The sequence below is a fragment of the Streptantibioticus ferralitis genome (assembly GCF_029223525.1).
Classification (GTDB): domain Bacteria; phylum Actinomycetota; class Actinomycetes; order Streptomycetales; family Streptomycetaceae; genus Streptantibioticus_A; species Streptantibioticus_A ferralitis.
The window spans coordinates 106,132-120,857 of record NZ_JARHTQ010000019.1; the positions used below are offsets into that span (position 1 = coordinate 106,132).

The 14,726-nt window shown below is 67.7% G+C and carries 13 protein-coding genes; 7 read left to right on the top strand and 6 right to left on the bottom strand.

What is annotated here, in order from left to right:
* Positions 1–30: 30 nt before the first annotated feature.
* On the bottom strand, positions 31–1,113 hold the full coding sequence (locus P2L57_RS25760; protein ID WP_275818449.1) for an inositol-3-phosphate synthase: 1,083 nt from the start codon (positions 1,111–1,113) through the stop codon (positions 31–33).
* Positions 1,114–1,169: 56 nt separating this feature from the next.
* Positions 1,170–1,793 (bottom strand): PadR family transcriptional regulator, encoded by a 624-nt coding sequence (locus P2L57_RS25765; RefSeq protein WP_275818450.1) that lies wholly within the window; start codon positions 1,791–1,793, stop codon positions 1,170–1,172.
* A 403-nt stretch (positions 1,794–2,196) separates the two neighbouring features.
* On the opposite strand from P2L57_RS25765, the gene P2L57_RS25770 reads away from it, so the two are divergent.
* Both P2L57_RS25770 and P2L57_RS25775 read left to right on the top strand, forming a co-directional pair.
* A complete protein-coding gene (locus P2L57_RS25770) occupies positions 2,197–4,866 on the top strand; it encodes a transglycosylase domain-containing protein (protein ID WP_275818451.1) in 2,670 nt (889 codons plus the stop codon).
* 161 nt (positions 4,867–5,027) lie between these two features.
* The gene (locus P2L57_RS25775) at positions 5,028–6,530 is read left to right on the top strand and encodes a glycosyltransferase family 87 protein (RefSeq protein ID WP_275818452.1); all 1,503 of its coding nucleotides are present in this window, start codon (positions 5,028–5,030) and stop codon (positions 6,528–6,530) included.
* A 4-nt stretch (positions 6,531–6,534) separates the two neighbouring features.
* Here P2L57_RS25775 and P2L57_RS25780 read toward each other — a convergent pair whose 3' ends face one another.
* The 3 genes from P2L57_RS25780 to P2L57_RS25790 all read right to left on the bottom strand — a co-directional run bounded on the left by P2L57_RS25780 (position 6,535) and on the right by P2L57_RS25790 (position 9,136).
* Positions 6,535–7,569, bottom strand: coding sequence for an alanine racemase (locus tag P2L57_RS25780; protein ID WP_275818453.1), 1,035 nt, complete (start codon positions 7,567–7,569; stop codon positions 6,535–6,537).
* 42 nt (positions 7,570–7,611) lie between these two features.
* The gene (locus P2L57_RS25785; protein ID WP_275818454.1) at positions 7,612–8,730 is read right to left on the bottom strand and encodes a lipid II:glycine glycyltransferase FemX; all 1,119 of its coding nucleotides are present in this window, start codon (positions 8,728–8,730) and stop codon (positions 7,612–7,614) included.
* Positions 8,731–8,827: 97 nt separating this feature from the next.
* On the bottom strand, positions 8,828–9,136 hold the full coding sequence (locus tag P2L57_RS25790; RefSeq protein ID WP_275818455.1) for a hypothetical protein: 309 nt from the start codon (positions 9,134–9,136) through the stop codon (positions 8,828–8,830).
* 254 nt (positions 9,137–9,390) lie between these two features.
* On the opposite strand from P2L57_RS25790, the gene rpsF reads away from it, so the two are divergent.
* The 4 genes from rpsF to rplI all read left to right on the top strand — a co-directional run bounded on the left by rpsF (position 9,391) and on the right by rplI (position 11,074).
* Positions 9,391–9,681 (top strand): 30S ribosomal protein S6, encoded by a 291-nt coding sequence (gene rpsF, locus P2L57_RS25795; RefSeq protein ID WP_275818456.1) that lies wholly within the window; start codon positions 9,391–9,393, stop codon positions 9,679–9,681.
* Positions 9,682–9,756: 75 nt separating this feature from the next.
* The gene (locus P2L57_RS25800; protein ID WP_275818457.1) at positions 9,757–10,329 is read left to right on the top strand and encodes a single-stranded DNA-binding protein; all 573 of its coding nucleotides are present in this window, start codon (positions 9,757–9,759) and stop codon (positions 10,327–10,329) included.
* A gap of 44 nt (positions 10,330–10,373) precedes the next feature.
* The gene (gene rpsR, locus P2L57_RS25805; RefSeq protein WP_014143881.1) at positions 10,374–10,610 is read left to right on the top strand and encodes a 30S ribosomal protein S18; all 237 of its coding nucleotides are present in this window, start codon (positions 10,374–10,376) and stop codon (positions 10,608–10,610) included.
* 17 nt (positions 10,611–10,627) lie between these two features.
* On the top strand, positions 10,628–11,074 hold the full coding sequence (gene rplI, locus P2L57_RS25810) for a 50S ribosomal protein L9 (RefSeq protein ID WP_275818458.1): 447 nt from the start codon (positions 10,628–10,630) through the stop codon (positions 11,072–11,074).
* A 120-nt stretch (positions 11,075–11,194) separates the two neighbouring features.
* On the opposite strand, the gene P2L57_RS25815 is transcribed toward rplI, so the two are convergent.
* Positions 11,195–12,628, bottom strand: a complete 1,434-nt coding sequence (locus P2L57_RS25815; RefSeq protein ID WP_372515919.1) for an MATE family efflux transporter — start codon at positions 12,626–12,628, stop codon at positions 11,195–11,197.
* Positions 12,629–13,038: 410 nt separating this feature from the next.
* Between P2L57_RS25815 and dnaB the strand changes: the two genes are divergently transcribed.
* Positions 13,039–14,544: a replicative DNA helicase gene (gene dnaB / locus P2L57_RS25820; RefSeq protein WP_372515915.1), complete on the top strand. Its 1,506-nt coding sequence runs from the start codon at positions 13,039–13,041 to the stop codon at positions 14,542–14,544.
* Positions 14,545–14,726 lie beyond the last annotated feature (182 nt).

A 14,726-nucleotide genomic window follows, 5' to 3' on the forward strand; every position in this document is an offset into this window, starting at 1 on the left:
GCGAGTCGCTAGCGCACGGCGCCAGTTGTCCTAGCGCTCGACGTCACCCTTGATGAACTTCTCGACGTTGTCGCGGGCCTCGTCGTCGAAGTACTGAACCGGCGGGGACTTCATGAAGTAGGAGGACGCGGAGAGGATCGGGCCGCCGATGCCGCGGTCCTTGGCGATCTTCGCGGCGCGCAGCGCGTCGATGATGACGCCCGCCGAGTTCGGGGAGTCCCAGACCTCGAGCTTGTACTCCAGGTTCAGCGGGACGTCGCCGAAGGCACGGCCCTCGAGGCGGACGTACGCCCACTTGCGGTCGTCCAGCCAGGCAACGTAGTCGGACGGGCCGATGTGGACGTTCTTCTCGCCCAGGTCGCGGTCCGGGATCTGCGAGGTGACGGCCTGCGTCTTGGAGATCTTCTTGGACTCCAGGCGCTCACGCTCGAGCATGTTCTTGAAGTCCATGTTGCCGCCGACGTTGAGCTGCATCGTGCGGTCCAGGATGACGCCGCGGTCCTCGAACAGCTTGGCCATCACACGGTGCGTGATGGTGGCGCCCACCTGGGACTTGATGTCGTCGCCGACGATCGGCACGCCAGCCTCGGTGAACTTGTCCGCCCACTCCTTCGTACCGGCGATGAAGACCGGCAGGGCGTTGACGAACGCGACCTTGGCGTCGATGGCGCACTGGGCGTAGAACTTCGCGGCGTCCTCGGAACCCACCGGGAGGTAGCAGACCAGAACGTCGACCTGGTTGTCCCTCAGGACCTGCACCACGTCCACCGGGGCGTCCGGCGACTCCTCGATGGTCTGCCGGTAGTACTTCCCGAGGCCGTCCAGAGTGTGGCCCCGCTGGACCGTGACACCGGTCTGCGGGACGTCGCAGATCTTGATGGTGTTGTTCTCGCTGGCGCCGATGGCGTCCGCGAGGTCAAGACCGACCTTCTTCGCATCGACGTCGAAGGCGGCCACGAACTCCACGTCACGGACGTGGTAGTCGCCGAACTGCACGTGCATCAGGCCGGGCACGCGGCTGTCCGGGTCGGCGTCCTTGTAGTACTCGACGCCCTGCACCAGCGACGCGGCGCAGTTGCCCACGCCGACAATGGCTACGCGAACCGAACCCATTCCGGTTGCTCCCTGTGTACTCGATTGCTCGATGGGGCCCCTACGTGTGCGGGGCCTCATTTGGTGGTGTCGGTCGGATCCGTATCGTCGCGACCTTGGTCGGCGGGGCGGCCCTTGGCGCGGCCTCGGCCCGCCCGCTCTGTCTCGATCAGTTCGTTGAGCCAGCGGACCTCGCGCTCCACCGACTCCATGCCGTGCCGTTGCAGCTCGAGGGTGTAGTCGTCGAGCCGTTCGCGGGTGCGCGCCAGCGAGGCACGCATCTTCTCCAGCCGTTCCTCCAGGCGGCTACGGCGCCCTTCGAGCACCCGCATCCGTACATCCCGTTCGGTGTGGCCGAAGAAGGCGAAGCGCACGCCGAACTGCTCGTCCTCCCAGGAGTCCGGTCCGGTCTGAGCCAGCAGATCCTCGAAGTGCTCCTTCCCAGCGGCGGTCAGCCGGTAGACAATCTTCGCCCGTCGGCCGGCGAGCGGCGCGGCGAGCGGATCGTCCAGAGCGCTCTCCTCGGTCAGCCAGCCCTGGGTGACCAGCGCCTTCAGACACGGATAGAGGGTGCCGTAGCTGAAGGCGCGGAAGACTCCGAGTGAGGTATTGAGCCGCTTGCGCAGCTCGTAACCGTGCATCGGCGACTCCCGGAGCAGCCCCAGGACCGCGAATTCGAGGACGCCGGAGCGCCTGCTCATCCTCGCCTCCTTGGCTCTTGGCCAGCCGTGGTGGTCCCGTCCGTACCTGCTGTCCGTGCTGTAAGGATCTTCTTTATCTCGTTCTGATGTATCGAGTCGATACATCGCGACGATAGAACGGTCATCTTGATCCCGCAAGACATGGCATCGTGAACGGCGTCACATCCGGCGCTTGAGAGAAGGTTCGTGAGCTGTCAACTGTCCGTTATGCGGCGAAGGTTGAGGTAGTTCAGGTTTTGACGGTGCGTACTCTGTTCGCCATGCAAACCAACGGGAACCGTGTGGCGCCAGCAAGCGTCATGGTCCTGGGTGCCGTGTGGCCCGGCGGGGCCGCAATCCGGGGGGACCGGAAGTCAACTGCGACCTTCAGGCGAGACCGCCTGCCCGAGGAGTAGCTGGAACCATGAGCGAGCACCGCCGAAAGCCGCCGCAGCCGAACGGCGGCGGGCGAGCCGCGCCACGGCGCGGAGCCCAGCCGTCCCCGCCCCCCTCCCCGGGAAGGCGGGACACACCACCACGCGGTGGTTCAGACGCGTACGGAACGCGAGGACCGTCCGCGGCCGGACCCCGTGGTGAGGACGCCGCGGAGCAGTCGTACGGAAGCCGGGCGGAGGCCCGGCGGGCGGCACAGAGTGGCGGTCGCCGCCGTACCGCCGCTGCCGGGGGCGGCGGCGCCGGAGGGCGTGGCGGCGGCCGACGGGGCACCGGTGGCCCGGGCGGCGAACGGCCGAAGCGCTTCATCGACTACCCGCGCTGGGGTAAGAGCGGCTGGCGCCGCTGGATGCCGTCCTTCAAGCAGATCTCGGCGATCTGCGTCGTGTTCCTCGGCACGCTGGTCGGCCTCGTCGCCGTCGCCTACGCGATGGTCAGCGTGCCGAGCGCGAGTCTCGCCTCCAAGACGCAGAAGAACGTCTACTACTGGGCTGACGGCTCGCGCATGGTGGTGTCGGGCGGCGGTGACCTCAACCGGCAGATCGTCCCGCTGGACCAGATCTCCAAGTCGATGCAGAACGCGGTGATCTCGATGGAGAACGCCTCGTTCTACACCGACCACGGTGTGGACCCCCAGGGCATCCTGCGCGCGGTGGTGAACATGGCCAGAGGCGGCGAGACCCAGAGTGGCTCGACCATCACCCAGCAGTATGTGAAGAACACCTACCTGGACCAGTCGCAGACGGTCACCCGCAAGCTCAAGGAGCTGATGATCTCGATCAAGGTGGGCGTCAAGGTGTCGAAGCCGGACATCCTCGCCGGCTACCTCAACACCGCCTACTACGGTCGCGGCGCCTACGGCATCCAGGCCGCCTCACAGGCGTACTACGGTGTCAACGCCAACGCGCTCAAGCCGGAGCAGGCCGCCTTCCTGGCCGCCGTGCTGAACGGACCGAACCTGTACGACCCGGCGGGCGGCGTCGGTGACAACGCGACGCCCGAGCTGAACACCCAGCGCGCCAAGGCGCGGTGGGGCGAGGTGCTCGACCGCGAGGTCAAGACCGGCGACATGAACCAGCAGCAGCGGCAGCAGTACCAGGACTTCCCGACGCCGCAGAAGCCCAAGCGGTCCACCGACAAGGCGGGGCAGATCGGCTATCTGACTGATCTGGCCGACAAGTACATCTTCAACAACACCAGCATCACCCAGCAGAAACTGGCCCAGGGCGGCTACCAGATCTACACGACGTTCAACAAGAAGGACATGACGGCGCTGCAAAACGCCGTCGATGACGTCCGCAAGAAGAACATCAGGCCGGACCTGCGCCCGGACACCGACAAGTACGTGCAGTTCGGCGGGGCTTCCGTGGTACCCGGAGACGGTGCGATCGCCGCGATCTACGGTGGCGAGGACTACCTCAAGCACTTCACCGACAACGCGGACTACACCGGTGCCCAGGTCGGTTCGACCTTCAAGCCGTTCGTGCTGGCGGCGGCGATGCGGGACGGTGTCCGCAAGCCCAGCGGTCCCGCGGACCAGCCCGCCTCCATGCGCACACCGGTGTCGCCGAAGAGCAAGTACACCGGCGTCAACAAGTGGAAGGTGCTCAACTACGACGGTTCCGTCTGGCAGGACAAGGACGGAAACGAGTGGCTGCAGCAGAACGACGACAACGAGTCGTTCAAGTCCATCGACCTCAAGAGCGCGATGGAGCAGTCGGTCAACTCCACGTACGTCCAGCTCGGCATGGACGTGGGCCTGGACAAGGTCAAGCAGTCGGCCCTGGACGCGGGTGTGACCTCGGACAGCCTGGCCAGCACCAACGGCCCCTCCTTCTCGATCGGTACGTCCTCGCCCAGCGCGATCCGGATGGCGGACGCGTACGCGACCTTCGCCAAGAGCGGTCTGCAGGCCGAGCCCTACTCGGTGACCAAGGTCATGGACTCCAAGGGCGTGCAGTTCCAGCACGAGGCCAAGACCAAGAAGGCCTTCGACCCGGCGGTCGCCGACAACGTCACCGATGTGCTCCAGGGCGTCATCCAGGACGGAACCGGCACCGCCGCCAAGGCGCTCGGCCGTCCGGCGGCCGGTAAGACCGGTACCACCGACGACAACAAGTCCGCGTGGTTCACCGGCTACACGCCGCAGTTGTCGACCTCGATCGGCATGTACCGGATGGACGACCAGTCCAAGAACCCCACGTTCCTGAAGATGTACGGCGTGGGCGGCCTGCAGAAGATCTACGGTGCCTCCTTCCCCACCGAGATCTGGACCGAGTACATGAAGACGGCGCTCGCCGACCAGCCGGCCCAGACCTTCGAGCACCCGCAGGACATCGGCACGGTGGTCTACGGTGACGGCGCGAGCCCGTCCCCGAGCGCGGTGCCGTCGACCACGCCGTCGAACACCCCGAGCACGAAGCCGTCCACGTCACCCTCGCCCTCGCACGCGCCCTCGGTGAGCCCATCGCCCTCGGACTCCTGTGGTCCGCTGGCCTGGGGCTGCCAGCCGGGCGGTACGACATCCGGTGGCGGTCCTGGCGGCGGTACTGGCGGCCCCTCGTCGAGCACTGGGCCCGGCACAGGCGGCACCTCCAGGGGCAACGGCAACGGAGGGTTGTTCGGCGGGCCGGGCGGCTGATCGGCGCCCGTCGGGATCCGTGGCCACGCCTACGGATCACGGAAACGCGGTAGCCCGCGACACTCCGGACAACATGGCCGCGGAGGGCATCTCGCCCTCCGCGGCCTTTTCCGTACACCGTGCACGGCCGCCACTCAGCTTCGTACGGCAGGATGTCTGGCATGACGACCGCGCGCGAGAACGACGAGAGCGCCGCCCCCGTGCAGCCCGCGACCGTACCGCCCACCGCCGAGGATCCCCTGGCCGAGGCGGGCAGCGAGTTGATCGGCGGTCCCATCGGGCGGCGTGCCACGACCGGTCGGCGCGGCTGGTGGAATCCGCTGCGGGTCCTCGCACTGGTCGCCATTGGGATGTTTGCGCTCGGCATGGTGCAGAAGGTGCCGTGTTACGACAGCGGCTGGTTCTTCGGGGCGAACGACCAGTACACCCACGCCTGCTACTCCGACATCCCGCACCTGTTCTTCGCCCGCGGCTTCGCCGACGACCTGGTGCCGTACTTCGACCACATCCCCGATGCCACCTCGGGAGGCATGGGATTCCTCGAATACCCGGTGCTGACCGGGCTGTTCATGGAGATCGCCTCCTGGTTCACCCCCCATGGCTCGGACCTGGTGCACCGCGAGCAGGTCTACTGGCTGGTCAACGCGGCGATGCTGCTGATCTGCGCGGTGGTCACGGTGGTGGCCGTGGCGCGCACCCACCGGCGTCGCCCGTGGGACGGTCTGCTGGTCGCGCTGTCGCCTGCCTTCGCGCTCACCGCGACGATCAACTGGGACCTGCTGGCGGTGGCGCTCACCGCCGTCGGAATGCTGATGTGGGCGCGGAGCCGGCCGGTGGCGGCCGGGGTGCTGATCGGTCTCGCGACCGCCGCGAAGCTCTATCCCGTACTGCTGCTGGGGCCCTTGCTGCTGCTGTGTCTGCGGGCCGGGCGGATGCGGGCGTACTGGAAGGCCTTCGGCGGGGCGGCTGTCGCCTGGCTGGTGGTCAATGTGCCGGTGATGGTCTTCGCCTGGGACGGCTGGGAGAAGTTCTACACCTACAGCCAGTCGCGCGGCGTCGACTTCGGCTCGCTCTGGCTGATCATCTCGCAGCAGACCGGCGATCCGCTTGATGGCGCCAACGCGTACGCCATCGCGCTGATGCTGCTGATGTGCGCGGGCATCGCGGCGCTCATCCTGTACGCGCCGCGCAGGCCGCGGTTCGCGCAGGTCGGCTTCCTGGTGGTCGCCGCGTTCATCCTGACCAACAAGGTCTACTCACCGCAGTACGTGCTGTGGCTGATCCCGCTCGCCGCGCTGGCCCGGCCGCGCTGGCGGGATTTCCTGGTCTGGCAGGCCTGCGAGGTCATGTACTTCCTCGGGATCTGGATGTACCTCGCCTACACCACGGGGGGCAACAACAAGGGCCTGCCGGAAGGCGGTTATGACTTCGCGATCGCGCTGCATCTGCTCGGCACGCTCTACCTGTGCGCGGTGATCGTGCGCGACGTGCTGATGGCGGAGCGGGACCCCGTGCGGCAGGACGGCTCGGATGACCCGTCCGGTGGTGTGCTGGACGGTGCGCGAGACGTGTTCGTACTCGGGCGGCGTGCGCATCAGCCGCGACACGCCGCCCAGTTCACCAGTGGTTATGTCGAATGGGGCAGGGAGAACGCCGACGCCTGACGGCTCAGCGCTCGACCACCCGGTCCGCTCGGGTGGTCGTGTTCCGCAGGTGGGCGACCAACTCGTCGCCCACCGCGGGCGGGGCCACATCGCTGGGCAGGAAGAGCAGTGACACCTGCATGTGCGGGGGCTCGGCGAACCACCGCTGCTTGCCCGCCCAGATGAACGGTGACAGGTTCCGGTTGACGGTGGCCAGTCCGGCCCGCGCGACGCCCTTCGCCCGTGGCATCACCCCGTGTACCGCCTTCGGCGCCTCAAGGCCCACACCGTGCGAGGTACCACCGGCCACCACCACCAGGTGTCCGTCTCCGGCGGCCTTCTGCTGCCGGTAGCCGTAGCGCTCGCCCCTGGACACGCGGGTGACGTCCAGCACCGCGCCGCGGTACTCCAGCGCCGCCGGGTCGCCCAGCCACAGATTGGTGCCGATCCGGGCGCGGAACCGCGTCTGCGGGAACTGCTGCTGGAGCTGGGCGAGTTGGGTCGCACTCAGATGGCTGACGAACATCGTGCGCAGCGGGAGCCGGGCGGCGCGCAGCCGCTCCATCCAGCCGAACACCTCCTCCACCGGCTCGACGGCGCGCTCGACACCGTCCAGCGGCAGGTGGATGGAGAAGCCCTCGAGCCGTACATCGTCTATTGCGCCGTGCAGCTTGGCCAGGTCGTCCGGCGAGACGCCGTGCCTTCGCATGGTGCTCATGACCTCGATCACGACACGCGCGCCGACCAGGGCGCGCACGCCCTCGACGGAGGAGACACCGCGCACCACCCGGTCCGGCAGCGGCACCGGCTCCTCGCCCATCCGGTACGGGGTCAGGACCAGCAGGTCGCCGCCGAACCAGTCCTTCATCTGGGCCGCTTCATAGGTCGTCCCGACGGCGAGGAGATCGGCGCCCATCCGGGTCGTCTCGTCCGCCAGCCGCTCATGGCCGAAGCCGTAGCCGTTCCCCTTGCAGACCGGCACTATGCCGGGGAACTGGTCCACCACGGTCTTCTGGTGAGCACGCCAGCGCGCGGTGTCGACGTACAGGGTGAGCGCCATGGCCGGGTCGGGACCTTTCCTTGAGTGGGGGGCGGGGCAGGGTCAGCGGCGCGACATGTAGATGTCGAGCGCCTTGTGGAGCAGCTTGTTCAGCGGGAAGTCCCATTCGCCCAGGTACTCGGCGGCCTGGCCGCCCGTTCCCACCTTGAACTGGATCAGACCGAAGAGGTGGTCGTTCTCGTCCAGGGAGTCGCTGATGCCCCGCAGGTCGTAGACGCTCGCGCCCAGCGCGTAGGCGTCCCGCAGCATCCGCCACTGCATGGCGTTGGACGGCCGGACCTCACGCTTGTGGTTGGCGGAGGCGCCGTACGAGTACCAGACGTGGCCGCCGACGATGAGCATGGTGGCGGCCGCGACCGCCTCGCCCTCGTGCATCGCGAAGTACAGCCGCATCCGGTTGGGGTCCTCGCTGTTGAGGGCCGTCCACATCCGCTGGAAGTACGACAGCGGGCGCGGCCGGAAGTGGTCGCGTTCGGCCGTCACCTCGTACAGCTGCTGCCAGATGGGCAGTTGGTCGTAGCCGCCCTGGACGACCTCGACACCGGCCTTCTCGGCCTTTTTGATGTTGCGGCGCCACAGCTGGTTGAAGCCCTTGTGGACATCCTCCAGGCTGCGGTTCTCCAGCGGCACCTGGAACACGTAGCGCGGCTGTACGTCGCCGAATCCGGCGCCGCCATCCTCGCCCTGCTGCCAGCCCATGCGGCGCAGCCGGTCGGCGACCTCGAAGGCGCGCGGCTCGATGAAGGAGGCCTCGACGTCGCGCAGCCGCTTGACGTCCGCATCGGCGATGCCGGTCTTGATCGCGCTGGCGTCCCAGCGGCGGATGATCACCGGCGGGCCCATCTTCACCGAGAACGCGCCCTGCTGCTTGAGGTGGGCGAGCATCGGCTGCAGCCACTCCTCAAGGTTCGGCGCGTACCAGTTGATGACCGGGCCCTCGGGAAGGTAGGCCAAGTAACGCTTGATCTTCGGCAGTTGCCGGTAGAGCACCAGGCCGGTGCCGACCAGCTCGCCGTTCTTGTCGAACCAGCCCAGGCTCTCGGAGCGCCATTCGGCCTTCACGTCGGCCCAGGCGGGAACCTGCATGTGGCTCGCCGCGGGCAGGCTCTGGATGTATGCCAGATGCTGCTCACGGCTGATGGTCCTCAGGGTCAGGCTCATTCGGGGCGCTCCCCATCGCTGCAGGTTCTACCGGACTTCCCGGCGAAGCCTACTGCGCGAGGGGAAGAGCCCGTTCTGTGACCGGTCGCAACCGCCGCTAGATCCCGCCCCAGAGCCCGCCGTGGGCCACGCCCAGGAAGAAGCCCACCGCTGACGCGCCAAGGCTGAGCACGAGGACGAAGCGCTCGCCCGTCGTCGCCGAGATGAACTGCCCGTAGGCTCCCATGAAGATTCCGGCCAGGCCGGTCCACGAGGTGAGCAGATGCAGGTTGCTGAAGATCGAGGTGATGATCGCGACCGCACCGAGTACGGCCGAGATGGCGACGAAGGAGTTCTCTTTGGGATGGGCCTTGCCGTCCGTGTTCAGGATGGCGAGGACACCGTGCGGCCGGAAGGTCTGTGCCATGGGGCACCTCCGTGAGCGGAAGGTGGCGCCTCGTGGCGCCATGCAAACCGTCGTGTACAGATTGTCCAGGTTCCCTGGACGATTTCAAGCGGAAGGCGGTGTGCGGGTAGTGTGTACCGTCTGCACCGGTCTCTGTGTAGCTCCCACCGGCACTCCCAGCCGGATCGGGTGCGCGCGTTACCGTTGCGACGCAACGCAACCCTCCTGCCACGGAAACGCCGTGGCCGCTGAGTCCAAAGGAGGTGGGTTCCACCATGCGTCACTACGAGGTGATGGTCATCCTCGACCCCGATCTCGAGGAGCGCTCTGTCGCCCCCCTGATCGAGAACTTCCTTGCCGTGATCCGCAACGGCGGCGGCAAGGTTGAGAAGGTCGACACCTGGGGCCGTCGTCGTCTCGCCTACGAGATCAAGAAGAAGCCCGAGGGTATCTACTCCGTCCTCGACATCAACGCTGAGCCCGCGGTCGTCAAGGAGCTCGACCGTCAGCTCAACCTGAACGAGTCGGTCCTTCGGACCAAGGTCCTCCGTCCGGAAATGCACTGAGCGCTTAAGCGCCAGAGCTGAGTACGGCGACCGAGCAGCCAGCAGCACAGCACACCCGCCGAGAGGTCACCCACCATGGCAGGCGAGACCGTCATCACGGTTGTCGGCAATCTTGTCGACGACCCCGAGCTGCGCTTCACCCCCTCCGGTGCGGCGGTCGCGAAGTTCCGTGTCGCGTCCACTCCCCGCACCTTCGACCGGCAGACCAACGAGTGGAAGGACGGCGAGAGCCTCTTCCTCACGTGCTCGGTCTGGCGACAGGCGGCGGAGAACGTGGCCGAGTCGCTGCAGCGCGGCATGCGCGTCATCGTGCAGGGCCGCCTGAAGCAGCGGTCCTACGAGGACCGCGAGGGCGTCAAGCGGACGGTCTACGAGCTGGAAGTCGACGAGGTCGGCGCCTCCCTGCGCAACGCGACCGCCAAGGTCACCAAGACCGCCGGTCGTGGCGGCCAGGGCGGATACGGCGGCGGTCAGGGTGGCGGCAACTGGGGCGGCCCGCAGGGCGGTCCCAGTGGCGGCGCACCGGCCGACGACCCGTGGGCGACCAGTGCCCCGGCAGCCGGCCAGGGCCAGGGCCAGGGCCAAGGCGGCGGTGGCAACTGGGGCGGAAGCTCCGGTGGCGGCTACTCGGACGAGCCGCCCTTCTAAGGGCGACGAGCAACAAAACTTCTTGATCACAGTGGAGAGAAACAATGGCTAAGCCGCCCCCGCGCAAGCCGAAGAAGAAGGTCTGCGCGTTCTGCAAGGACAAGGTCACTTACGTCGACTACAAGGACACGAACCTGCTGCGGAAGTTCATCTCCGACCGCGGCAAGATCCGTGCCCGCCGGGTCACCGGCAACTGCACCCAGCACCAGCGTGACGTCGCCACGGCCGTGAAGAACAGCCGTGAGATGGCGCTGCTGCCCTACACCTCGACTGCTCGCTGAGAGAGGGTGACCGAAGCATGAAGATCATCCTCACCAACGAGGTCAGCGGCCTCGGCGCCGCTGGCGATGTCGTCGAGGTCAAGGACGGCTACGCCCGCAACTACCTGATCCCGCGCGGTTTCGCGATGCGCTGGACCAAGGGTGGCGAGAAGGACGTCGAGCAGATCCGCCGTGCGCGCCGGATCCGCGAGATCGCCTCTCTCGAAGACGCCAACGCCGTCAAGGCGCAGCTGCAGAGCGTCAAGATCAAGCTGGCGACCCGCGCCGGTGACACTGGCCGTCTCTTCGGCTCCGTCACCCCGGCCGACATCGCCGGTGCGATCAAGGACGCCGGTGGTCCGGCCGTCGACAAGCGCCGTGTCGCGCTGGTCGCGCCGATCAAGACCGTCGGTTCGCACCAGGTGACCGTCAGCCTCCACCCGGAGGTCTCGGTCAAGCTCGACCTCGAGGTCGTCGCTGCCTGACGCGCTCCGCGCAGAGTCGCTTGAAAGGGCCGGCATCCCATCGGGATGCCGGCCCTTCGCCGTGATGTTTCACGTGAAACCGTGACCGCGGCGCTGTTTCACGTGAAACAGCGCCGCCCGTCAGGCACGCACCGCGCCGGTCACCACCCAGCGGCCGGAGCGGGCCCGCAGCCACAGAAACACCAGGCGGGTCAGCAGGAACAGCGCCATAGCCCACCACAAGGCAGTGAGACCGCCCCCGAGCGCCGGCACCGCCAGCGCGACGGGGACGAAGACGGCGAGCGTCCCGAGCATGGCCCAGGCCAGATACGGACCGTCGCCCGCGCCCATCAGGACACCGTCGAGTACGAAGACGATGCCCGACACCGGCTGGGTCACAGCGACCACCAGCAGCGCGGGCAGCAGTTGCCCATGGACCACCGGGTCGCTGGTGAACAGCGGGATGAACAGCGGCCGTGAGACGGCCACCAGCACTCCGAGCAGGATGCCGGAGGCGATCCCCCACTGCACCATGCGACGGCACGCGGCCTGGGCACCCGAGGCGTCCTCGGCACCCAGATAACGCCCGATGATGGCCTGGCCCGCGATGGCGATCGCGTCGAGCGCGAAGGCCAGCAGGCTCCACAAGGTGAGCAGGATCTGGTGCGCGGCGACCTCGGCATCACCGAGCCGGGCGGCGACCGCGGTGGCGATCATGAGGATGGCCCGCAGGCTCAGTGTGCGGACCAGTAGCGGCACTCCGGCGGTGGCGCAGGCGCGGATCCCCGCGGCGTCCGGACGCAGTGGCGCGCCATGCCGCTTCGCGCCCCGGATGACGACGGTGAGGTAGGCGGCGGCCATACCGCACTGGGCGATGACGGTGCCCCATGCGGATCCGGCGATGCCGAGCCCGGCCCCGTAGACCAGTCCGGCGTTCAGTCCGGCATTGGCGGCGAAGCCCGCGATCGCGACGACGAGCGGGGTACGGGTGTCGTGCAGCCCGCGCAGTACACCGGTGGCGGCGAGCACCACGAGCATCGCGGGAATGCCCAGCGAACTGATCCGCAGGTAGGTCACGGCGTACGAGGTCGCGTTGCCTGAGGCGCCGAAGAGTTCCGTGAGCAGCGGGGCGGTGGGGATGACGACCGCGACCACGGCTGCGCCGAGCAGCAGCGCCAGCCAGATGCCGTCGACGCCCTGGCGGATCGCGGACCGCGGATCGGCGGCACCGATCCGACGGGCGACGGCGGCCGTGGTGGCATACGCCAGGAACACGAAGACGTTGACCGCGGTGTTCAGCAGGGCGGCCGCGACGCCGAGACCGGCCAGTTGCGGGGTGCCGAGGTGGCCGACGATCGCACTGTCCGCCATGACGAAGAGGGGTTCGGCGACCAGCGCGCCGAAGGCGGGCAGGGCGAGGGCGACGATCTCTCGGTCATGATGTCGCCGGACCTCCCGGGGGAGCCGGGCCGGGCGCTTCGCGGGAGCGCCGGTGCGCTCCCGCGAAGCGGTCGTGGGTCTCTCGGAGGCCGATTTCACAGGCTTAGGATAATCTTCCACAGGTAATAGATGCAATGCGCTTGTGGTCATTACTGTTGGTGGCGCTGAGTGATCGGGTCCGCGCCGTTTGTCGTGATCTTGCGCCAACCGGGAAAGTTTTTCTCCTGCACAGCCAGTGGATGATGAACGTGCAGGTCAGATGGTGTGTGATCGAGGCGCCGGAGTCTTGTCCACAGCGCTTTCCCCCGCCCTGTACACAGGTTTGGCGGGCTTCTCCACAGCCTTGCGTCGTTCATCCACATGGCCTGTGGATAACCATCTTGGCTGACGGGGGCCGGGGCCCTACCGTAGTCCGGCGCCCGCCTTCCGTCCGGTCCTCGCACTCGACGCGCCGCAAGCGGAGTCGCGTGTCTTTTTGTCAGAGCCGTGCCGTAAGAAAGAGGGGCACGGACCGGGGTCCGAAGGACCGGGAGGAGGTGACGGGGGTGAGCCAGCCTGAGCCCGCGGACGACCACTGGGGGGACGCACCGCCGATCGATCCGCCGTTCCCCGACGGTCCCGGCGACCGGCTCCCGGCGGCTCGCTACCGCCGCACTGACCGTGACGGCGGCCGCGACGGGACGAGGGACAACGGGCGGGACGGCGGCGGTTGGGCAGAAGGCGGCTTCGAGCGGGTCCCCCCGCAGGACCTCGACGCCGAGCAGTCGGTGCTCGGCGGCATGCTGCTCTCCAAGGACGCCATCGCCGATGTCGTCGAGGTGCTCAAGGGTGCGGACTTCTACCGCCCGGCCCACGAGACGATCTACACCGCGATCCTCGACCTCTATGCCAGGGGCGAACCGGCCGACCCCATCACCCTCGCCGCCGAGCTGACCAAACGCGGCGAGATCACCCGGGTCGGCGGCGCCGCGTACCTGCACACGCTGGTCAACGCGGTCCCCACCGCCGCCAACGCCGAGTACTACGCGGAAATCGTCCATGAACGCGCGGTCCTGCGCCGACTGGTCGAGGCGGGCACCCGCATTACCCAGATGGGGTACGCGGCCGACGGAGACGTCGACGAGATCGTCAACCGGGCCCAGGCCGAGATCTACGCGGTCACCGAGCAGCGCACCTCGGAGGACTACCTCCCACTGAGCGAGATCATGGAGGGCGCCCTCGACGAGATCGAGGCGATCGGCTCCCGCAGCGGTCAGATGACCGGCGTCCCCACCGGCTTCACCGACCTCGACGCGCTCACCAACGGCCTCCACCCGGGCCAGATGATCGTCGTCGCCGCGCGCCCCGCGATGGGTAAGAGCACCCTGGCGCTGGACTTCGCCCGCTCCTGCTCCATCCAGTACGGCCTGCCCAGCGTCTTCTTCTCCCTCGAAATGGGCCGCAACGAGATCGCGATGCGTCTGCTGTCCGCCGAGGCGCGGGTAGCGCTGCACCACATGCGCTCCGGCAACATGACCGACGACGACTGGACCAGGCTGGCCCGCCGCATGCCGGAGGTCTCGGCCGGACCGCTGTACATCGACGACTCGCCCAACCTGTCGATGATGGAGATCCGCGCCAAGTGCCGCCGTCTCAAACAGCGCAACGACCTGCGGCTGGTCGTCATCGACTACCTTCAGCTGATGCAGTCCGGCGGCTCACGCCGACCCGAGAGCCGCCAGCAGGAGGTCTCGGAGATGTCCCGTAACCTCAAGCTGCTGGCCAAGGAGCTGGAAGTCCCGGTCATCGCCCTCTCGCAGCTCAACCGTGGCCCGGAGCAGCGCACCGACAAGAAGCCGATGGTCTCGGACCTTCGTGAATCGGGTTCGATCGAGCAGGACGCGGACATGGTCATCCTGCTGCACCGCGAGGACGCCTACGAGAAGGAGTCCCCGCGCGCGGGCGAAGCCGACCTCATCGTCGCCAAGCACCGAAACGGCCCCACGGCCACCATCACCGTGGCGTTCCAGGGCCACTACTCGCGCTTCGTGGACATGGCGGGGAACGTCTGACGCGGTGTAGGTTCTCAAGATCCGCGCCATATTCTCAGCGGCGACGCCATATCGACCACACATGTGGCGTCAGCGCTGAGAACGCGCTGGTCGCCGCCTCGGACGTTCCCGCCCCGCCGGAGCGAACCGCGCGGATATGGGCCGGAGTTGAGAATCGCGTGGGCCGCATGGCGAGATGTTCC